The 20,025-nt window shown below is 75.1% G+C and carries 21 protein-coding genes; 15 read left to right on the plus strand and 6 right to left on the minus strand.

From position 1 onward, the window contains the following. Positions 1 to 381 precede the first annotated feature (381 nt). Together IE316_RS22935 and IE316_RS22940 are read left to right on the plus strand one after the other, a co-directional pair. Positions 382 to 951, plus strand: coding sequence for a helix-turn-helix domain-containing protein (locus tag IE316_RS22935; protein ID WP_190206327.1), 570 nt, complete (start codon positions 382 to 384; stop codon positions 949 to 951). Continuing rightward, positions 948 to 1,679 (plus strand): helical backbone metal receptor, encoded by a 732-nt coding sequence (locus tag IE316_RS22940; RefSeq protein ID WP_190206328.1) that lies wholly within the window; start codon positions 948 to 950, stop codon positions 1,677 to 1,679. Before IE316_RS22935 ends, IE316_RS22940 begins: the two co-directional genes overlap by 4 nt. Here IE316_RS22940 and IE316_RS22945 read toward each other — a convergent pair. Next, positions 1,606 to 2,757 carry a TDT family transporter gene (locus IE316_RS22945; RefSeq protein ID WP_190206329.1) on the minus strand — a complete coding sequence of 384 codons (1,152 nt, stop codon included), beginning with the start codon at positions 2,755 to 2,757 and terminating at the stop codon, positions 1,606 to 1,608. The genes IE316_RS22940 and IE316_RS22945 overlap by 74 nt on opposite strands. A gap of 70 nt (positions 2,758 to 2,827) precedes the next feature. Between IE316_RS22945 and IE316_RS22950 the strand changes: the two genes are divergently transcribed. Further along, entirely contained in the window at positions 2,828 to 3,781 is a 954-nt protein-coding gene (locus IE316_RS22950) for a LysR family transcriptional regulator (RefSeq protein ID WP_190206330.1), read from the plus strand. A gap of 88 nt (positions 3,782 to 3,869) precedes the next feature. Here IE316_RS22950 and IE316_RS22955 read toward each other — a convergent pair whose 3' ends face one another. Next, entirely contained in the window at positions 3,870 to 4,577 is a 708-nt protein-coding gene (locus IE316_RS22955) for a gamma-glutamyl-gamma-aminobutyrate hydrolase family protein (protein ID WP_190206331.1), read from the minus strand. Positions 4,578 to 4,701: 124 nt separating this feature from the next. Next, positions 4,702 to 5,445 carry a FadR/GntR family transcriptional regulator gene (locus IE316_RS22960; RefSeq protein WP_190206332.1) on the minus strand — a complete coding sequence of 248 codons (744 nt, stop codon included), beginning with the start codon at positions 5,443 to 5,445 and terminating at the stop codon, positions 4,702 to 4,704. 86 nt (positions 5,446 to 5,531) lie between these two features. On the opposite strand from IE316_RS22960, the gene IE316_RS22965 reads away from it, so the two are divergent. The 4 genes from IE316_RS22965 to IE316_RS22980 are packed head-to-tail and all read left to right on the plus strand — an operon-like array spanning position 5,532 to position 9,916. Continuing rightward, positions 5,532 to 6,893, plus strand: coding sequence for a glutamine synthetase family protein (locus IE316_RS22965; RefSeq protein ID WP_190206333.1), 1,362 nt, complete (start codon positions 5,532 to 5,534; stop codon positions 6,891 to 6,893). A 7-nt stretch (positions 6,894 to 6,900) separates the two neighbouring features. Beyond that, positions 6,901 to 8,274 (plus strand): aldehyde dehydrogenase family protein, encoded by a 1,374-nt coding sequence (locus tag IE316_RS22970; protein WP_190206334.1) that lies wholly within the window; start codon positions 6,901 to 6,903, stop codon positions 8,272 to 8,274. Continuing rightward, on the plus strand, positions 8,271 to 9,053 hold the full coding sequence (locus IE316_RS22975; RefSeq protein WP_190206335.1) for a 3-oxoacyl-ACP reductase: 783 nt from the start codon (positions 8,271 to 8,273) through the stop codon (positions 9,051 to 9,053). Before IE316_RS22970 ends, IE316_RS22975 begins: the two co-directional genes overlap by 4 nt. A 26-nt stretch (positions 9,054 to 9,079) precedes the next feature. Continuing rightward, a complete protein-coding gene (locus IE316_RS22980; RefSeq protein WP_190206527.1) occupies positions 9,080 to 9,916 on the plus strand; it encodes a DUF2510 domain-containing protein in 837 nt (278 codons plus the stop codon). 38 nt (positions 9,917 to 9,954) lie between these two features. Here IE316_RS22980 and IE316_RS22985 read toward each other — a convergent pair whose 3' ends face one another. Beyond that, positions 9,955 to 11,157 (minus strand): amino acid deaminase/aldolase, encoded by a 1,203-nt coding sequence (locus tag IE316_RS22985; RefSeq protein WP_190206336.1) that lies wholly within the window; start codon positions 11,155 to 11,157, stop codon positions 9,955 to 9,957. A gap of 381 nt (positions 11,158 to 11,538) precedes the next feature. Between IE316_RS22985 and IE316_RS22990 the strand changes: the two genes are divergently transcribed. Further along, on the plus strand, positions 11,539 to 12,534 hold the full coding sequence (locus IE316_RS22990; RefSeq protein ID WP_373311266.1) for a hypothetical protein: 996 nt from the start codon (positions 11,539 to 11,541) through the stop codon (positions 12,532 to 12,534). Further along, complete coding sequence (mycP, locus tag IE316_RS22995) at positions 12,531 to 13,706, plus strand: type VII secretion-associated serine protease mycosin (protein ID WP_190206337.1); 1,176 nt, start codon at positions 12,531 to 12,533, stop codon at positions 13,704 to 13,706. The genes IE316_RS22990 and mycP overlap by 4 nt, the downstream gene beginning before the upstream one ends. On the opposite strand, the gene IE316_RS23000 is transcribed toward mycP, so the two are convergent. Beyond that, positions 13,691 to 14,680, minus strand: coding sequence for a serine hydrolase (locus IE316_RS23000; protein WP_190206338.1), 990 nt, complete (start codon positions 14,678 to 14,680; stop codon positions 13,691 to 13,693). The two genes, mycP and IE316_RS23000, sit on opposite strands and share 16 nt — an antisense overlap. Before the next feature lie 149 nt (positions 14,681 to 14,829). On the opposite strand from IE316_RS23000, the gene IE316_RS23005 reads away from it, so the two are divergent. Continuing rightward, positions 14,830 to 15,561 (plus strand): SseB family protein, encoded by a 732-nt coding sequence (locus IE316_RS23005; protein ID WP_190206339.1) that lies wholly within the window; start codon positions 14,830 to 14,832, stop codon positions 15,559 to 15,561. 3 nt (positions 15,562 to 15,564) lie between these two features. Here IE316_RS23005 and IE316_RS23010 read toward each other — a convergent pair whose 3' ends face one another. After that, positions 15,565 to 15,930, minus strand: coding sequence for a DUF1844 domain-containing protein (locus IE316_RS23010; protein ID WP_190206340.1), 366 nt, complete (start codon positions 15,928 to 15,930; stop codon positions 15,565 to 15,567). Positions 15,931 to 16,274: 344 nt separating this feature from the next. On the opposite strand from IE316_RS23010, the gene infC reads away from it, so the two are divergent. From infC to IE316_RS23035, 5 genes are all read left to right on the plus strand, one after another. Then, positions 16,275 to 16,952, plus strand: coding sequence for a translation initiation factor IF-3 (infC, locus tag IE316_RS23015; RefSeq protein WP_190206341.1), 678 nt, complete (start codon positions 16,275 to 16,277; stop codon positions 16,950 to 16,952). 110 nt (positions 16,953 to 17,062) lie between these two features. Next, complete coding sequence (gene rpmI, locus IE316_RS23020) at positions 17,063 to 17,257, plus strand: 50S ribosomal protein L35 (protein ID WP_004933563.1); 195 nt, start codon at positions 17,063 to 17,065, stop codon at positions 17,255 to 17,257. A 100-nt stretch (positions 17,258 to 17,357) separates the two neighbouring features. After that, complete coding sequence (rplT, locus tag IE316_RS23025; RefSeq protein ID WP_004002577.1) at positions 17,358 to 17,741, plus strand: 50S ribosomal protein L20; 384 nt, start codon at positions 17,358 to 17,360, stop codon at positions 17,739 to 17,741. Between the two features lie 143 nt (positions 17,742 to 17,884). Further along, a complete protein-coding gene (locus tag IE316_RS23030) occupies positions 17,885 to 18,730 on the plus strand; it encodes a TrmH family RNA methyltransferase (RefSeq protein WP_190206342.1) in 846 nt (281 codons plus the stop codon). A gap of 50 nt (positions 18,731 to 18,780) precedes the next feature. Next, positions 18,781 to 19,917, plus strand: coding sequence for a sensor histidine kinase (locus IE316_RS23035; protein ID WP_190206343.1), 1,137 nt, complete (start codon positions 18,781 to 18,783; stop codon positions 19,915 to 19,917). The last annotated feature ends 108 nt before the right edge of the window (positions 19,918 to 20,025 follow it).

Consider the following 20,025-nt stretch of genomic DNA (forward strand, 5'->3'; position numbering starts at 1 on the left):
GGCCCCGCCGCACCGATCGCGCGGACGGGCCCGCCCCTCGGGCGTTCCCGGACCGGGCCCGGCGAAGTACCGTAAGGATCCGGACAACCACGGAGGGCCAAGCCTCCGCCCGAGCCGCACGCGTGTCGGATACCGCACGCGGGCGGGAACACGGGAGGAGGGCCGGGCGTCCTCCGCGGGGGCGGGCCGGCCGGGCGGTGGACGGGCCGGACCGGTGGCGAGAACCGTAGGTCCATGCCATCGGAGCGTTTACGTCCATGTGACGGGCGCATGAAACGGTTTGCCGAACATGCGTAGGGTGCAGGAAAGCCCGAAAGGGTTCGCGCCCGGGGTCCGGGCACCGCGACTCCACGACGACCAGCGAAGGAGGGAGCCGGAGCGATGGGCGACCACAAAGAACAGCCCCTCCGGGTGGGCGCGGCCGTCCGCCGGCGGCGTCGCGCGCTGGAGCTCACGCTCGCCGTCGTGGCCGAGCGCAGCGGCCTGTCCGTGCCCTTCCTGAGCCAGATCGAGAACGACCGGGCCCGGCCCAGCACCGGCTCCCTGGAGAAGGTGGCCGACGCGCTGCGCACCACCGCCGTGGAGCTGCTGGCCGCCGCCGACCCGGCGTGCAGCGTGGACGTGGTCCGGGCCGAGGACGGCGCACCCGGCCCCGAACCCCGGGTGCGGTCCCTGGTCCGCGGCCACCACCAGATGCACGCCCTGGAGTTCACCGGCGACCACGACGCGGGCCGGGAACTGCAGTACCGCAACGACCAGTTGATGTACGTGGCCGAGGGCGCCGTGGAGATCGAGGCCGAGGGCCGCGCCTACCGGCTGGGCCGCGGCGACACCCTGTACCTGACCGGTGGCGTACGGCACCGCTGGCGGGCGACGGTGGCGGACACCCGGCTGCTCGTGGTCGCCGTCGCCGAGCACATCGAGGCGGTCCGGGACCGGCCGGGCCGGTGAGCGCCCCGCCCCGGGTGGTCTCGCTGGTGCCCTCGCTGACCGAGTCGGTGGCCCGGACCGTGCCCGGCGCCCTGGCCGGCGCCACCGACTGGTGCACCCACCCGGCCGACCTGGACGTGCCGCGGTTCGGCGGCACCAAGAACCCGGACACCGCGCGGATCGCCGCCCTCGCCCCCGACCTGGTGCTCGCCAACGAGGAGGAGAACCGCGCCGACGACCTGGCCGCCCTGCGCGCGGCGGGCGTCGAGGTGCTGGTCACCGAGGTGCGGTCGGTGCCGGAGGCGTTCACCGAGCTGGCCCGGGCGCTGGCGGCCTGCGGTGCCCGCTCCCGGCCCCGGTGGCTGGACGAGGCGGAGGCCGCCTGGGCGTCCCCGCCGCCGCCCGGAGCCCGCCGGACCGCCGTGGTGCCGGTGTGGCGGCGGCCCTGGATGGTGCTCGGCCGGGACACCTTCGCCGGGGACGTGCTCGCCCGCCTCGGCGTCGACCACCTCTACGCCCGCCATGCCGAGCGCTACCCCAGGGTGCCGCTCCAGGAGCTGCGGGCCGCCCGCCCCGACCTGGTGGTGCTGCCCGACGAGCCGTACCGCTTCACCGCCGGCGACGGACCCGAAGCCTTCCCCGGGCTGCCCTGCGCCCTGGTGAGCGGACGGCACCTCACCTGGTACGGACCGTCGCTGGCCGAGGCGCCCCGGGTGCTGGGCGAGGCGCTGCGAGCAGCGCACCGCTGACCAGGCCGCGCACCGTCCGCACCGCCGCGACCCCCCAGGCGGCGACCAGGACGGCGTACAGCACGGCCGTCAGCCCGGCGCAGACGGCCAGGGAGGTGTGCCGGGTCAGGGAAGCCGCGCCGGTGACACAGGTGCCGACCGGGAAGGTGAACGACCACCAGGTCATCGAGAAGCCCATGCCGCACCGCCGGGCCCGCACCACGTGCGCCGAGGCCAGCGCCAGCCACAGCAGCGCGAAGCCCGTCACGGGCACCCCGTACAGGACGGCGAGCACGGCGTACCCGGGCGGGGCGGCGTCCGCGAGGTGGCCGGCGGCGGTGGTGGACTGGCCCAGCGGGCCCAGCACCAGGAACAGCGTCGGGGTGAGGGCGAGCGGCAGCGGACCGGCGGTGAGCAGCCGGGCCAGGACCAGCGGCAGCGTCAGCAGCGTCGCCAGCAGACTCGCCCCGAACAGTCCGAGACAGGCCAGCAGCAGGGTCGCCCGGGGCTGCCCGGCCGGCAGATGCGCCGCCAGCGGCGGCCCCTGCGCGGCGGACACCATCGGCGCGACCAGCGGCAGCAGCCACACCGGCCCGGCCTGCCCCGGTTCGATCCGGTGGTGTACGGCCATGAGGTACGGCACGGCGACGGCCGCGGTCACCGCGACGGCCGTACCGGCGGTGAACAGCACGGCGTCCAGCGCCACCGCCGCCCGTACGCCGAGCAGGTCCCGGCCGGCGGCGAGCGCGCCGCCGCCGACGGAGAGCAGCGCCATGGCCAGGCAGCCGTAGAACGGGGCCGCCGCCGGGTCCAGCAGATGGGCGCGGGCCTGGTCCCGGTGGTACCGCCAGTGCAGGGACCGCGCGACCAGCAGGACCGCCAGCAGGACCAGGGAGAGCGCCCAGACGGCGGCGCAGACGGCGCGCAGTCCGGGAATCCGCCAGGGGAGCGCGGCCCCGGCGGTGGCCACGATGGCGGTGCCCATGACACACGCGTACCAGTTGGGGCCGAGGTGCCGGAGGGCGGGGACGCGGGGCGGGCGGAAGGCCGCGCCGGGAAGGCGGCCGGCGGTGCCGGTGGGCGGGACTGCGGTGACCATGCCTCTACCGTCGCCGGGGCGGGCGGCGCTGACCAGGGAGCATGTCCCTATGAGCACATAAGCTGGAGTTATGAGCAGCGCGGAGGAGACGGGAGACGGCGAGCCGGGCGGGCGGACGCACACCGGGTCGCTGGCCCACCGGGTGCCGGAACTCGGAGCCCTGGAACTGCTGCTGGCGGTGGCCAGACTGGGCAGCCTCGGCGGGGCCGCCCGGCACCTGGGCATCAGCCAGCCGGCCGCCAGCAGCCGTATCCGGTCCATGGAACGCCAGCTCGGGGTCGCCCTGGTGGACCGCTCCCCGCGCGGCTCCCGGCTCACCGACGCCGGGGCACTGGTCACCGACTGGGCGCGGCGGATCGTGGAGGCGGCGGAGGCGTTCGACGCGGGGGCGCAGGCGCTGCGCGACCGGCGGGACTCCCGGCTGCGGGTGGCGGCCAGCATGACCATCGCCGAGTACCTGCTGCCCGGCTGGCTGCTCGCGCTGCGCGCCCAGCGGCCGGACACGGCGGTCTCCCTGCTCGCCGGGAACTCCTCGGCGGTGGCCCGGCGGCTGCTGTCCGGCGAGGCCGACCTCGGGTTCGTGGAGGGCGTCAGCGTGCCGGCCGGCCTGGACAGCGCGGTCATCGCCCACGACCGGCTGATCGTCGTCACCGCCCCCGGCCACCCCTGGGCCCGCCGCCGCACCCCGCTGGCCGCCCGCGAGCTGGCCGAGACGCCGCTGATCCTGCGCGAGAAGGGGTCCGGCACCCGGCAGGTCCTCGACGCCGCGCTGGGCGGGCTGGCCCGGCCGCTGATCGAGCTGTCCTCGACCACGGCGGTCAAGGCCGCGGCCGTCGGCGGCGCCGGCCCCGCCGTCCTCAGCGAACTCGCCGTCGGCGAGGAACTCTCCATGCGGCGCCTGGTCCGCGTCCCGGTCGCCGACGTCTCCCTCGCCCGCGACCTCCGCGCGGTCTGGCCCACGGGCCACCGCCCGACGGGACCGGCCCGCCATCTGCTGTCGCTGACGCGGTCACAGCGGAGCTAGGGGGACCGACGGGCCCGGTACGCCTCGTTCCCGCCGGGCGCCGCGTCCCCGGTGTGGGCGCCGGCCTGGACGCCGCGCGCCGGGCACGTCACCCGCGCGGCGTCGCGTCGGTGCCGGTCGCCGCGATCAGGCCCCGCATCACCCGGTCGTCGTCGCCCATCTCCGGATGCCACTGGACACCGAGGGCCCACGTGTCGGCGTCGGGCAGCTCGATCGCCTCGATCGTGCCGTCCGCCGCGTGGGCCGACGGGACCAGGCCCCGGCCGAGCCGGTCCACCGCCTGGTGGTGGTACGTCGGCACCAGCGTCTCCTCCGGGACCAGCCCGGCGTACACCGTGCCCGGCACCGGCACCACCGGGTGGCCGCCGAAGACGCCCACCGTCTCGGCGTGGCCGTCGAGGTGCTGGACGAGCGTGCCGCCCAGGGCCACGTTGAGGAGCTGCATGCCCCGGCAGATCCCGAGCAGCGGGACCCGGGCGGCCAGCGCGGCCTCGATCAGCGCCAGCTCCCACGCGTCCCGGGCCCGGGCGGGCGGGCCGGTGCGCGGGTCGGGTTCGGCGCCGTAGCGGACCGGCTCCACGTCCGGGCCGCCCGCGATCACCAGACCGTCGAGCCGGGCCACCGCCGCCGCGGCGTGCTCCGGCGCGTCCGGCGGGAGCATCGCGCAGATCCCGCCCGCCCGCCGCACCAGCAGGGGGTACCCGGCGGGCAGCAGCGCCGCCTCCAGATGCCACACCCCCCAGCGCGTCCCGGTCTCCAGATACGTACTGACCCCGATCAGCGGCCTGCCCGTCATCCGCCCCTCCCGCCCCTCCCGCCCCGGCTCACGCCCGTACCCCTACCCTCGCGGCCCCGAACGGACCCGCGCACCGCCGCGCCCGCCGCCTCACGCCAGGAAGCCCCGCAGCAGCGCCGCCGCCTCACGCCAGGAACCCCCGCAGCAGCGCCGCCGTCCCCGCGCAGTGCTCCCGCATCGTCTCCCGCGCCGCCTCCGCGTCCCCCGCGAGCACCGCCTCGACCAGCGCGGTGTGCTGGCGCTCGGAGTGCTCCAGGTTCCGTACCAGCAGCGGTATGCAGTCCAGCAGGTCGTTCAGCGCGGCCCGGACCGCCGCGTACCGCGCGGCCAGCGTCGGCGAGCCGGACAGCTCGGCGAGGGCGAGGTGGAGCAGGGTGTCCCGGCGCCGGTAGTCGGCCGGGGGCGCGTCCCGCGTGCCGGCCAGCGCCGCCCGCAGCCGCTCGGCGCCCCGGGCCGGCAGCCCGTGCGTGGCGCACAGGTCCGCCGCGCCCACCTCCAGCACCGCACGGAACCGCAGCACGTCCTCCAGGTCGACCCCCGCCACCCGGCGCCGCAGCTCGGCCCCGTCGCCCGCCGCGGGGTCCGGCCGCCGGGGCAGCACAAACGTTCCGCCGTACCGCCCGCGCCGCGCCTCCACCAGGCCCTGCTCCTGAAGCACCTTCAGCACCTCGCGCAGCGTGACCCGGCTGACGCCCAGCCTCCCGGCCAGCTCCCGCTCGGGCGGCAGCCTCCCGCCCGCCGGCACCAGGCCCAGCCGGACGATCTGCAGGATCCGCTCCAGCGCCTCCTCGAACCCGTTGCCCGCCCGGACGGGCCGCAGCACCGGCGCCAGCCGGTCCGCCGCCGGGCCCCCGCTCTCCTCCGGCATCCGCCCGTGCCCCCTTCCCAGGCAATGGTCCCGGGCCATACCTTATGGCTCCCGGCTGACCGAAGAAGCCCCCAGGAGGCCGACCCGTGGCAGACCGCACACCCCCGCTCCCCGTCGAGGAACTGCGCCGCCTGGTCGCGGACGGCCGGATCGACACCGTCGTCCTCGCCTTCCCCGACATGCAGGGACGCCTCCAGGGCAAGCGGTTCGCCGCCCCGTTCTTCCTCGACGAGGTCCTGCACCACGGCACCGAGGGCTGCGCCTACCTCCTCGCCGTCGACGCCGAGATGAACCCCGTGGACGGATACGCCATGTCGTCCTGGGACCGCGGCTACGGGGACTTCGCGATGCGCCCCGACCTGACCACCCTGCGCCGCGTCCCCTGGCACGAGGGCACCGCGCTGCTCGTCGCCGACCTCGCCTGGGCCGACGGCTCCCCGGTGGTGGCCGCGCCCCGGCAGATCCTCCGCCGCCAACTGGAGCGCCTCGCCGAGCACGGCCTGACCGCGCGGGCCGGCACCGAGCTGGAGTTCATCGTCTTCAAGGACTCCTACGAACGGGCCTGGGAGGCGGACTACCGCGGCCTCACCCCGGCCAACCAGTACAACGTCGACTACTCCATCCTCGGCACCGGCCGCATCGAGCCCCTGCTGCGCCGCATCCGCAACGAGATGGCCGGCGCCGGCCTCACCGTCGAGTCCGCCAAGGGCGAGTGCAACCCCGGCCAGCACGAGATCGTCTTCCGCTACGACGACGCCCTGGTCACCTGCGACCAGCACGCGATCTACAAGACCGGCGCCAAGGAGATCGCCGCCCAGGAGGGCGTCTCCCTCACCTTCATGGCCAAGTACAACCAGCGCGAGGGCAACTCCTGCCACATCCACCTCTCCCTGGCCGGTCCCGACGGCGAGAGCGCCATGGCCGGACCCGACGGCGGGATGTCCCCGCTGATGCGGCACTTCCTCGCCGGGCAACTGGCCGCGCTGCGCGACTTCTCGCTGCTGTACGCGCCGAACATCAACTCCTACAAGCGGTTCCAGCCCGGCTCCTTCGCGCCGACCGCCGTCGCCTGGGGCCACGACAACCGCACCTGCGCGCTGCGCGTGGTCGGTCACGGCCCCTCCCTGCGCTTCGAGAACCGGCTCCCCGGCGGCGACGTCAACCCGTACCTGGCGGTCGCCGCGATGGTGGCGGCCGGCCTGCACGGCATCGAACAGAAGCTGGAGCTGCCCGACCCCTGCCCCGGCAACGCCTACACCGCCGGCTTCCCGCACGTCCCCACCACCCTCCGCGAGGCCGCCGGGCTCTGGGAGCGCAGCGCGCTGGCCGGGGCCGCCTTCGGGGACGAGGTGGTCGCCCACTACCGCACCATGGCCCGGGTCGAACTCGACGCCTTCGACGCCGCCGTCACCGACTGGGAGCTGCGCCGCTCCTTCGAACGCATGTGAGGTCCCGTTGACCGACGCGCTGCGGGTGCTCAACCCCGCCACCGAGGAGACCGTCGCCACCGTCCCGGCCGCCTCCGCCGCCGACATCGACACCGCCGTCGCCCGCGCCGTCCGCGCGCAGGCGAGCTGGGCCGCCCTGGCGCCCGGCGACCGTGCCCGGCTGCTGCGCCGGTTCGCCACCGCCGTCGACGAGCACCTGGAGGAACTGGCCCTCCTGGAGGTCACCGAGGCCGGGCACACCCTCGGCAACGCCCGCTGGGAGGCGGGCAACGTCCGCGACCTGCTCGACTACGCGGCCGGGGGAGTGGAGCGGCTCACCGGCCGGCAGATCCCGGTGCCCGGCGGCCTGGACGTGACGGTCCTCGAACCGCTGGGCGTGGTCGGCGTGATCGCCCCCTGGAACTTCCCCATGCCGATCGCCGCCTGGGGCACCGCCCCCGCCCTCGCCGCCGGCAACGCGGTCCTGCTCAAGCCCGCCGAGACCACCCCGCTCACCGCGCTCCGCCTCGCCGACCTCGCCCTCGACGCGGGCCTGCCCGAGCACCTCTTCCAGGTGCTGCCCGGCCACGGCCCGGTCGCCGGACGGGCCCTGGTCGACCACCCGGACGTGGCGAAGATCGTCTTCACCGGGTCCACCGCCGTCGGCAAGGACGTCCTGGCCCGCGGCTCCGCCCGGCTCAAGCGCGTCACCCTGGAACTGGGCGGCAAGAGCCCCAACATCGTCTTCGCCGACGCCGACCTGGAAGCCGCCGCCGCGGCCGCCCCCCTGTCCTTCCTCGACAACGCCGGCCAGGACTGCTGCGCCCGCACCCGCATCCTGGTCCAGCGCACCGTCCACGACCGCTTCCTCGACCTGCTCGCCCCCGCCATCGAGGCGGTCACCGTCGGCGACCCGGCCGACGAGCGCACCGACATGGGCCCGCTGATCTCCGCCGCCCAGCGCGACCGGGTCCGCTCCTACGTCCCCGCCGACGCGCCCGGCATCCGCGGCAAGGCCCCCGAGGGCCCCGGCTTCTGGTACCCGCCCACCGTCCTCACCGGCGTCGACCCCCACGCGCGCGTGGCCGTCGAGGAGGTCTTCGGGCCCGTCGCCGTGGTGCTGCCCTTCGACGACGAGGCGGACGCCGTCCGGCTCGCCAACGCCACCGACTACGGCCTGTCCGGCTCCCTGTGGACCCGGGACGTGGGCCGCGCCCTGCGGGTCGCGGGCGCCGTCCGGGCCGGCAACCTGTCCGTCAACTCCCATGCCAGCGTCCGCTACTGGACCCCGTTCGGCGGCTTCAAGCAGTCCGGGATCGGCCGCGAACTCGGCCCGGACGCGCTGACCGCCTTCACCGAGACCAAGAACGTCTTCATCAGCACGGAGGGCCCCGCTCAGTGACTCCGGACAACATCTGCAGGCGGCTCGTCGGCCGCACCGCCGTCATCACCGGCGCCGGCAGCGGCATCGGCCTCGCCGCCGCCCGCCGGCTCGCCGCCGAGGGCGCCCACGTGGTCTGCGGCGACATCGACCGGACCCGCGGCAAGGCCGCCGCCGAGGAGACCGGCGGCACCTTCGCCGAGGTCGACGTCACCGACCCCGACCAGGTCGAGGCGCTGTTCAAGACGGCGTACGACACCTACGGCAGTGTCGACGTGGCCTTCAACAACGCCGGTATCTCCCCGCCCGACGACGACTCGATCCTGGAGACCGGACTGGAGGCGTGGCGGCGCGTCCAGGAGGTCAACCTCACCTCCGTCTACCTGTGCTGCAAGGCCGCCCTGCCCTACATGCGGCGCCAGGGGAAGGGCTCCATCATCAACACCGCGTCCTTCGTGGCCCGGATGGGCGCCGCCACTTCCCAGATCTCGTACACGGCCTCCAAGGGCGGGGTGCTGGCGCTCTCCCGGGAACTGGGCGTGCAGTTCGCCCGGGAGGGCATCCGCGTCAACGCCCTGTGCCCCGGCCCGGTCAACACCCCGCTGCTGCGGGAGCTGTTCGCCAAGGACCCGGAGCGCGCCGCCCGCCGGCTGGTGCACATCCCGGTCGGCCGGTTTGCCGAGGCCGACGAGATCGCCGCCGCCGTCGCCTTCCTGGCCAGCGACGACTCCTCCTTCGTCAACGCCACCGACTTCCTGGTGGACGGCGGGATCTCCGGGGCCTACGTCACACCGCTGTAGCCGGGCCCTACAGTGCCCGCATGAGCATGACGCCCCCGCCCGGCTGGTATCCCGACCCGTCGGCGCCGTACCAGGAACGCTGGTGGGACGGCACGGCCTGGACCGAGCACGCGCGGGCCGCCCCGCTGCCCGCCGTGCCGCCGGGCGGCGGGCGGGGCCGGGCCATCGCCCTCACGGCCGCCGCGGCGGTCCTCGTCACCGCCATCGTGACCGGCGCGCTGGTGCTGGGCGAGGACGGCGCCGGCCCCGCGGCCCGGCCCCCGGCCCCCGGGGTGCCCGCCCCGGTCACGTCGTCGCCGTCGCCGGACCCGTCCGCCGCCGGCCCCGCCGTGGTCGAGGACCAGCTCAACGGCATCACCTTCCCGCTGCTCGACAACTGGGTCCGGCCGCGGAACGTCGCCGAGGACGACGTCATGATGACCACCGAGGGCACCTACGAGTGCCCCGGCGACGGCGGCGTCTGTCGGCACGGCCTCGTCATCTCCCGCACGGTGACCGCCACCGCCGAGCGGTCCCCCAAGACCCTCGCCGAACGGGACATCGAGGACGCGGCCGGCGACGCCTACGACCGCGACCCGGTCGGCGCCCGGCCCTTCGGCGGCATCGAGTCCCACCGGGTGGTCGGCTCCGGGGCGGTCGCGGTGGCCGGCCGCGCCGGGTACTACGTCCGCTGGCGGGTGACGACCGCCGAGGGGCCCGGCGGCTACGTGCAGTCGCTGGTCTTCCCGTCCGCCGTCGGCACCGGGTCCCCGGTCGTGGTCCGCTACGTCTTCGACGCCGGGGCGGACGGCCCGCCGCTCGCCGACATGGACCGCATCACCGAGGGCATCCGCCCGACCGGCGGCGGGACGGCCGACCCGTAACGGAACGTCCTTTCCGGGAGGTCCCTTTCAGAGACGCCCTAGAGGAAGGTGCGCCCCTCGCCCCGGTACGTCGGCACCGTCGCCGTCACCCGGTCCCCCGCCACCAGGTGCAGCGCGTCGAACCGCTCGCACAGCTCCCCGGCCTTGGCGTGCCGGAACCACACCTTGTCGCCGATCAGCAGATCGTCGGCGGGCGGCCCGAGCAGTGGCGTCTGCACCTCGCCGGCGCCCTCCTGGGGGTCGTACCGCAGCCCCTCGGGCAGATACGGCACCGGCAGCCGGTCCGGGCCGGCCGCGCCGGAGGCCGGGTAGCCGCCGCCGAGCACCGTCACCACCCCGACCCCGGGGCGCCGGACCACGGGCTGGGCGAACAGGGCCGCCGGACGGCCCCGGAACGACGTGTAGTTGTCGAACAGCCTCGGCACGTACAGCCCCGACCCGGCGGCTATCTCCGTGACCGCGTCCTCGGCGGCGGTGTGCTGCACGCTGCCCGTGCCGCCGCCGTTGACGAACTCCAGGTCCGGCACGACCGCGCGGACCGCCCGCACCACCGCCGCCCGCCGCTCGGCCAGCTCCCGCCTCGCGGCGGCCTGCATCAGCCGCACCGCCCGCGAGCGCAGCGGACGCCCCGCCACCGCGTCCCCGACCCCGGCCACATGACCCTCGTACGCCATGATCCCGACCACCCGGAACCCGGGCCGCCGGGCCACCGCGCGGGCCAGCTCGGCGACCTCGGCGGGGGAGTGCAGCGGCGAGCGCCGGGCACCGACCCGGACCCGCCCGCCCAGCAGCCGCAGGGAGGTGTCCAGTTCCAGGCAGACCCGGACCACCTCACGGCCGCCGTCCCGCGCCGCGTCGATGAACCCCAACTGCGCCACGTCGTCGACCATGACGGTCACCGCGGCGGCGAGCTTGGGGTCGGCGGTCAGCTCCGCGTACCCGGCGCGGTCCGCCGACGGATAGGCCAGCAGCACGTCCTCGACACCGGACCGGGCCAGCCACAGCGACTCGGCCAGCGTGAACGACATGACGCCCGCGAACCCGTCCCGGGCCAGGACGCGTTCGAGCAGCGCCCGGCAGCGTACGGACTTGGTGGCGACCCGCACCGGCTTGCCGCCCGCCCGGCGCACCAGGTCCTCGGCGTTGGCGTCGAAGGCGTCCAGGTCCACGATCGCGACGGGGGCGTCCAGATGGGCGGTGGCCCGGTCGTAACGGGCCCGGTCGGCGGAGCGCGCAGTCATGGACGCAGCCTGCCAGACCTGATTACCGCAGGGTAGGGGGATGTTCCGGGCCAATGCCCCGGGCCCGCCGACGGGTTCCCCCTCCCACCGGGTCACGCCGTAGAGTGACGGGCACGGCCCAGGGCCAGCGGACGGCCCGGGCATGGACGGAACGGGGGGCGCATGAGCACGGAAGCGCGACGCGCCTCCCACTCCCCGCCCCCGCCCACGGCCCCTCCACCACGCCCGTCCGCGCCGCCCCGCCCCACGGAACCCCCACCCGCCCCTGTGACACCGCCCCGCACCTCACCGCCCCGGCCCCCGGCCGCGCCCGCCGCCCGCCCGGCCGGCCAGGCACCCCCGCCGCCCGCGTCCGCCCGCTTCCCGGACACACCCCCGCCCGTGCCGCCCCGGACGGCCGGGGAACCCGGCACCGAGCGCCCGCCCCTCGCCGGGGAGCCGGAACCGGAACACCAGCCGAAGCCGCGGCCGCAGACCGCGCCGGACCGCGACGCGGCGCCGTCCGGCCGCCGGAGCGACGGGCCCGACCCCGCACCGTCCTGGGCCGCGCCCGCGCGCCCGTACGTGTCGCTCGGGGAGCCCGAGGGCTACGACGGCCTGGCCCGCCCCCGGCGGCTCGGCCGGCGGCTGCGGGCCCGGACGGTTGCCGCCGCCGTCTGCCTGGTGCTCGGCCTCGGCCTGGTCACCGGCGCCGTCACCGGGAGCTGGCTGGCCGGGGACGCGGGGGCCGGCGGCGCCCGGAACGCCTTCGCCGCCGCCGGGGAGCTGTGGCACAGCGCGCCCGTCGACCAGCTCTTCCCGCCCACCGTCGAGGGCGTCGGCGCCGGACCCGGCGGCGCCGACCGCACCTGGACCCGTATCGCGGTCGCCCCGGACGCCTCCTGCGCCGGCGCCTTCGACCCCCTGCTGCGCAAGACCCTCGCCCCGGTCGGCTGCGCCCGCCTGCTGCGCGCCACCTACACGGACGCCACACGCAGTCACGTCACCACCGTCGGCCTGCTGTTCACCGAGGCCGACGCGCCCGCCATGGCCGACCTGGCCGCCCGGTTCGAGCGCGAGCACCTCGGCAGCCGCACCGACCTGATGCCGCTGCCCTACGCCGCCGAGGGCACCGTCGCCGCCGGGTTCGGCGCCCGCCAGCGCGCCGCCTGGACCGTCTCCGTCCTCACCGACGCCCCCGTCGTGGTCTACGCCGTCTCCGGCTGGGCCGACGCCCGCACCGTCGCCGAGCCGCAGCCCGCCGAGGCGGCCATGGCCCCCGGCGCCGCCTCGGCCGTCGCCCAGGCCGGCCTCGGCCACGAGGCCCAGGGCCTCGCCGACCGCGTCGAACGCGCCCTGCGCGCCCACGCCCGCCCGGCCACGGAGCAGCCCTCGTGACCGCCGTACCGTCCCGCCGCGCCGCCCTCGGCCTGCTGCTCGCCGCCTGTCTGACCCTGGTCCCGGCCACCGCCGCGCACGCCGACGGCATCCGCGCCCGGCAGTGGGGCCTGGACGCCCTGCACACCGCGCAGGCGTGGCGCACCACCAAGGGCGCCGGCGTCACCGTCGCCGTCCTGGACACCGGCGTCGACGCCGACCACCCCGACCTCATCGGCAACGTCCTCCCCGGCAAGGACCTGGTCGGCTTCGGCGCCGCCCGGGGCGACCGCTCCTGGGCCCGGCACGGCACCGCCATGGCCGGGATCATCGCCGGGCACGGACACGGCACGGCGGGCACCGAGGGCGTCATGGGCATCGCCCCCGAGGCGAAGATCCTCCCCGTCCGCGTCATCCTGGAGGACGGCGACCCCTCCCGCGCCCGCGCCCGCGAGACCCGGGGCAACGCGCTGGCCGAGGGCATCCGCTGGGCCGCCGACCACGGCGCCGACGTCATCAACCTCTCCCTCGGCGACGACTCCGCCTCCGCCCACCCCGAGGCCGCCGAGGACGAGGCCATCCAGTACGCCCTGGAGAAGAACGTCGTCGTCGTCGCCTCGGCCGGCAACGGCGGCGAGAAGGGCGACCACGTCTCCTACCCGGCCGCCTACCCGGGCGTCGTCGCCGCGACCGCCGTCGACCGCTACGGCACCCGCGCCTCCTTCTCCACCCGCCGCTGGTACGCCACGGTCAGCGCCCCCGGCGTCGACGTGATCATCGCCGACCCGGACCGCAAGTACTACGAGGGCTGGGGCACCAGCGCCGCCGCCGCGTTCGTCTCCGCCGCCGTCGCCCTGGTCCGGGCCGCCCATCCCGGCCTCATCCCCGCGCAGATCAAGAACCTCCTGGAGGACACCGCCCGCAACGCCCCGGCCGACGGACGCGACGACTCCCGGGGCTTCGGCTTCATCGACCCCGCCGCCGCGATCGAGGCGGCCGGCAAGCTGCGGCCCGAGCACCGCAAGGCGGCGGCCCACGGCGGCGAGTACTTCGGCCCCGGCCCGGACACCACCGCCGCCGCCGAGGACGCGTCCGCCTGGCCGGCCCCGCTCGCGGGCGGCGCCGGCGGCGTCCTGCTCATCGCCTCGGTGCTGCTGCGGCGCGGCCGCCGCACCCGCTACGACGAGGACTGAGCCCCGGCGGCCGCGGCACCGGTCTCCCCGGACTCCCCGCACACCGACACCGCCGCCTTCGCCATCGCCTCGACCAGCGAGATGCCCGCCGTCTGCGTGGCGTTGCCCTGGGACAGCGCGGCCACCAGGTAGGCGTGGCCGCCGGACACCACCCGCCCGATGCTGTTGATCACCCACAGCCCGGTCGTGCTCCGCGGTAGCCACCCGTTCTTCAGCGCGGACGACGACCCCGCCGCCGACACCCCCCAGTCCTGACCGGCCGCTATCCGCCCCATCAGCCCCTGGACGTACGCCCGCGAGGCCGTGCTCAGCTCCGAGCCCTCCGCCTCGAACACCTGGCGCAGCAGGGCGATCTGGTCGGCGGCGGTGGTCCGGGTCAGCCCCCACAGCTCCCCGTCCCCGCCCTCGGTCTCCGTCAGCCCGAACCGCTCGTTGGCGGCGTCGAGCCCCTCCGCCCGCCCGATCACCCGCCACAGGGCCGTCGTCGAGGCGTTGTCACTGTTCTGGATCATCGCGGTGGCGTACGTCCGCTCCGTCGCCGTCAGTCTCCGCCCCGCCTCCTGTGCCTGGAGCAGCAGCGTCGCCAGGATGTCGACCTTCACGATGCTCGCCGTGGCGAACGCCCCGTCGCCGTACGCCGCCTTCTGCCCGGTCTCCGTGTCCAGTACCGAGACCGCCACCTCGGTGTCGTCCGTCCTGGGCACCGCCGCCACGGCCTTCGCCAGCAGCGCGTCCCGGTCGACGGACGGTTCCGCCGAAGGTTCCACCGATGCCTCCCCGTCCGCGGGCGCCGACGACGACGGCGCCGAGGCCGTCGCCGGTGACGTGGCCGACGCGGAGGCCGGCGCGCTCGACGGCGACGACGCGGTGGACGTGCTCGCGTGCGCGTTCAGGTACACCGTCCCCGCCGCCCCACCGAGAACAGTGGCACAGGCCAGGGTCAGGAACGTCAGCCGTAATCTGGAGGACCCCATGCCGCGATGTTTGGGGCGGCGGCTGAACCGTGTGTGGGACGGGGATGAAAATCCGATGAGTTTCCCTGAGGAACTCCTGAGAAACGGTCACACCGAGGTTTCAGGGCCCGCACAAGCCCAGCGGCAACCCCCCGATAGGGTCGGGGACCGTGGCGAACAAGAACATTCCCGACCCCGGCTTCTCCGACGACGACGGCTCCGCCGACCCCCGGCTGAGCGCCGCGCTGGCCGCCTGGGCCGAGGACCGCACCGCCCTGGCCCCCGTCCTGGAGGCGCTCAAGGGCGCCCGGCTGCTCGTGCCGGTGGTGGCCGTCCTCGGCGAGGTCGAGGAGGACGCGACCGGGCTGCGCCGCGAGAAGACCAGTGACATGGCGGTGCCCACGCTCAAGGCCGGCGGCCGGACCGCGCTGCCCGCCTTCACCTCCACCGACGCCCTCGCCCGCTGGGACCCGGCGGCCCGCCCCGTCGCCGTCCCCCTGCACCAGGCGCTCCAGGCCGCCGCGCACGAGCGGGCCGACACGGTCGTCCTCGACCTGGCCGGACCGGTGCCGTTCGAACTGACCGGGCCCGCGCTGCGGGCGCTGGCCGAGGGCCGGACCACCACCGACCCGCTCGCCGACCCGGCCGTCGTCGACGCCGTACGCGGCGCCGTGGCCGCCGAGCCCGCCGTGCTCCGCGCCCACCTCGGGCCGGGGCGGGCCGACGGCACCCTCGCCCTCGTCCTCGACCCGGCCGCCGCGCCCGCCGAGACCGCCCGGTCCGTCGCCGGACGCCTCGCCGCCGACGAGACCCTGCGGGCCCGCCTGGTCCGCGGCCTCGACCTGGCACTCCTGCCGGCCGGGACCACCCCGCCGGGCGAGCCCCTCTACGTTAAGCGGTGACGTCTAGCCGTACACCGGGCCCGTGTACTTCTCGCCCGGACCCTTGCCCGGCTCGTCCGCGACCAGGGACGCCTCGCGGAAGGCGAGCTGCAGCGACTTCAGCCCGTCCCGCAGCGGCGCCGCGTGGAACGAGCTGATCTCGGTCGCGCTGCCGTCCAGCAGCCCGGCCAGCGCGTGGATCAGCTTGCGGGCCTCGTCCAGGTCCTTGTGCGCGTCCCCCTCCTCGGTCAGACCGAGCTTCACGGCGGCGGCGCTCATCAGGTTGACGGCGACCGTCACGATCACCTCGACCGCCGGGACCTCGGCGATGTCGCGGGTCATGGCGTCGAAGTCGGGATTCTCGGGACTGGCGGCAGGGGTCTCACTCATGCCGCACACGATAGGCGCACCGCCTCGGTTGGCACCTGCCGGGCCGGAGCTGCTAACCTTGTGTAACGACCGGTCGGACACGTATGCCTCGCGGCGACGGGCCCGGCCCACAAGTGGAGGCTTTCGAACTCCCACCTGGCCGTCCTCCGGGACGGCGGGTCACCGGTCAGGCGGTCCCGTCCCAGCGGCGGGCACCAGCCCGAAAGCGCGCCCCGCGGCCATCGCGGCGGTGCTCCGGTAGCAGTTCGAGGAGCCCCGCTCGTGATCGTCCGGGGCATTTTTCATGCGCCGGCGCGGTTAGGTCTATCGAAAAGAGACGTTACGCGGCTGCCCCCCAGGCAGTCGTGTGGTGCTACCGAGGAGGATCCATCAGCGCCGAGCCCCGCATCAACGACCGGATTCGCGTTCCCGAGGTGCGACTTGTCGGTCCCAGCGGCGAGCAGGTCGGGATTGTCCCGCTTGCCAAGGCCCTGGAGCTTGCGCAGGAGTACGACCTCGACCTCGTCGAGGTCGCGGCGAACGCCCGTCCGCCCGTGTGCAAGCTCATGGACTACGGGAAGTTCAAGTACGAGTCGGCCATGAAGGCCCGTGAGGCGCGCAAGAACCAGGCGCACACGGTCATCAAGGAGATGAAGCTCCGGCCGAAGATCGACCCGCACGACTATGACACCAAGAAGGGTCACGTCGTCCGGTTCCTCAAGCAGGGCGACAAGGTCAAGATCACGATCATGTTCCGTGGTCGCGAGCAGTCCCGGCCGGAACTCGGCTACCGGCTGCTGCAGCGCCTCGCGGAGGACGTGGCCGACCTCGGGTTCGTGGAGTCGAACCCGAAGCAGGACGGCCGCAACATGATCATGGTCCTCGGTCCGCACAAGAAGAAGACCGAGGCGATGGCCGAGGCCCGCCAGGCGCAGGAGGCCCGCAAGGCCGAGGCGAAGGCCAACCCCGGCCGTTCGATGAACGCCGCGGACCCCGACGCCGCCAACGCCGAGGCCCCTGCCGAGGCATCCGCCGAGGCGTGACCTCCCGGGACGCGAGTCCCAGGATGCAACCGAAACAAGAGCGACGCTCCACCGTGCCCGGTTTTCGCGACCGGGCATCGGAGCGCCACCGACGAGGAGAAGACGGCGCCATGCCGAAGAACAAGTCGCACAGCGGTGCCAGCAAGCGCTTCAAGGTCACCGGCTCCGGCAAGGTGCTCCGCGAGCGCGCCGGCAAGCGCCACCTGCTCGAGCACAAGTCGTCCCGCGTGACGCGCCGCCTCACCGGCAACGCCGAGATGGCCCCGGGCGACGCCGCGAAGATCAAGAAGCTTCTCGGCAAGTGACGCCCCGGCGCCTCCACTGAGCGCCGCACGTCAGGACCGGGACCCAGTCGTTTTCGGGCCGTGTGACGACCACCACGGCCCCGCTACAAGGAGTTAACAAGTGGCACGCGTCAAGCGGGCAGTCAACGCCCACAAGAAGCGCCGGGCGATCCTCGAGCAGGCTTCCGGCTACCGCGGTCAGCGTTCGCGCCTGTACCGCAAGGCCAAGGAGCAGGTCACCCACTCGCTGGTCTACAACTACAACGACCGCAAGAAGCGCAAGGGCGACTTCCGCCAGCTCTGGATCCAGCGCATCAACGCCGCTGCCCGTGCGAACGGCATCACGTACAACCGCTTCATCCAGGGTCTGAAGGCCGCCAACGTCGAGGTGGACCGCAAGATCCTCGCCGAGCTGGCCGTCAACGACGCGGGTGCGTTCGCCGCGCTCGTCGAGGTGGCGCAGAAGGCGCTGCCGAGCGACGTCAACGCGCCCAAGGCCGCGTGACGCCGCGCTGGCTCTGAGCCGACGTGACTTTACGGACCCGCAGGCTTCGGTCTGCGGGTCCTGTTGTTGTCGTCCGCGGGTTCGCTGTGGCTCAGCGCGCAGTTCCCCGCGCCCCTAGGTGTCTCTCCCTGAAGGTACGTCGCATGGTTGCTGCTCCTGATTTGATTTCCCCTCGGTCGCCCCGGGTCTCCGCCGCGCGGCGGCTGGGGAAGCGGAACTTCCGGGGGAAGGAGCGGCTGTTCCTGGCCGAGGGGCCGCAGGCGGTGCGGGAGGCGGCGGGGTACGGAAAGACCCTCGTCGAGCTGTTCGCCACCGTCGAGGCGGCCGAGCGGTACGCCGACATCGTCGGTGAGGCCCGCGCCGCCGGCGCCCGCGTCCACCTCGCCGACGAGCAGGTGATCGCCGACATCTCCACCACCGTCACCCCGCAGGGCCTGGTCGGGGTCTGCCGGTTCGTGGACACGCCGTTCGAGGAGATCCTCGCCGCCCGCCCCAAGCTGGTCGCCGTCCTCGCCCACGTCCGCGACCCCGGCAACGCCGGCACCGTGCTGCGCTGCGCCGACGCCGCCGGCGCCGAGGCCGTCGTCCTCACCGACGCCTCCGTCGACCTGTACAACCCCAAGGCCGTACGGGCCTCCGTCGGCTCCCTGTTCCACCTGCCGGTCGCCGTCGGCGTCCCCGTCGAGCGGGCCGTGGCCGGGCTGCGGGAGACCGGCGTCCGGGTGCTGGCCGCCGACGGGGCGGGCGAGCACGACCTCGACGCCGAACTGGACCGGGGCACCATGGGCGGCCCCACCGCCTGGGTCTTCGGCAACGAGGCGTGGGGCCTGCCCGAGGAGACCCGCGCGCTGGCCGACGCCGTCGTCCGGGTCCCGATCCACGGAAAGGCCGAGAGCCTGAACCTCGCGACCGCCGCCGCCGTATGTCTTTACGCGTCGGCGCGTGCACAGCGCGCCGCCGGAGGGTGCCGCTCCGTCACCGAGAGCTAGTAGGGTGACCCACTCGGGACCCCTGCGCATTCGGAAGGTGGGGTACGGGGATGAGCGTCGGCACGAGCAGCGCACCGGGAGCACGCGAGGCCGGGCGGCCGCCCGCGCCCCGGCCCGGTGACCTCGCCGGCCCCGGAGTCGACCCCGACGAACTGCCCGACGGTCTGGTCGTCGCCGACGAGCACGGACGGGTGATCTGCTTCAACGCCGCCGCCGAGCGGATCACCGCCCGCCGGGCCGCCGACGCCCTCGGCCAGAGCCTGGAGCGGGCCCTGCCGTTAGAGGACCTGGAGGGCCGGCGCTGGTGGCAGCTCACCGACCCCTACGGCGGACTCGCCATCCGCAGCCGCCAGCCCGAGCGCAACCTGCTGCTGCCGGGCGGCCGGGAGGTCCTGGTCACCGCCCGCTACGTGCGCGCCGCCCCCACCGGCCCGGTCCGCCGCGTCCTGGTCACCCTGCGCGACACCGAGGCCCGCCGCCGCACCGAGCGCAGCCACGCCGAGCTGATCGCCACCGTCGCCCACGAACTGCGCTCCCCGCTCACCTCCGTCAAGGGGTTCACCGCCACCCTGCTCGCCAAGTGGGAGCGCTTCACCGACGACCAGAAACGGCTGATGCTGGAGACCGTCGACGCCGACGCCGACCGCGTCACCCGGCTGATCGCCGAACTCCTCGACATCTCCCGCATCGACTCCGGCCGCCTGGAGGTCCGCCGCCAGCCCGTCGACATCGGCGCCGCCGTCGGCCGCCACATCCAGGCGTACGTCGCCGCCGGCCTGCCCGCCGACCGCTTCCTGCTCCGCCTCGTCCAGCCGCTGCCCGACCTGTGGGCCGACCCCGACAAGATCGACCAGGTGCTCAGCAACCTCATCGAAAACGCGGTGCGGCACGGCGAGGGAACTGTCACCATCGACATCACGGCCACGGCGTCCCCCCGCGAGGGCGAGGAGACCGGCACGTCGGTCACGGTGAGCGACGAGGGGCCCGGCATCCCGGAGGAGTCCATGAACCGCGTCTTCACCCGCTTCTGGCGGGGCAGCAAGCGCGGCGGCACCGGCCTCGGGCTCTACATCGTCAAGGGCATCGTCGAGGCCCACGGCGGCACCATCACCGTCGGCCGCGCCCCCGGCGGCGGCGCCGAGTTCCGATTTACCCTGCCCGTGGCGGCCCCGGCCTATCTGGCCTGAGCGACCGCGGGCGCATCCGTCCAGCCCCACCCCGTTAGACTCGGCCTTTGGCACCTTTGCGTCCTGTCCGCGGCCCCTCCGGTCGGCGACGGGGACCTCCAGCCAGCC

The organism is Streptomyces fumanus (genome assembly GCF_014655295.1).
GTDB classification, from domain to species: Bacteria; Actinomycetota; Actinomycetes; order Streptomycetales; family Streptomycetaceae; genus Streptomyces; species Streptomyces fumanus.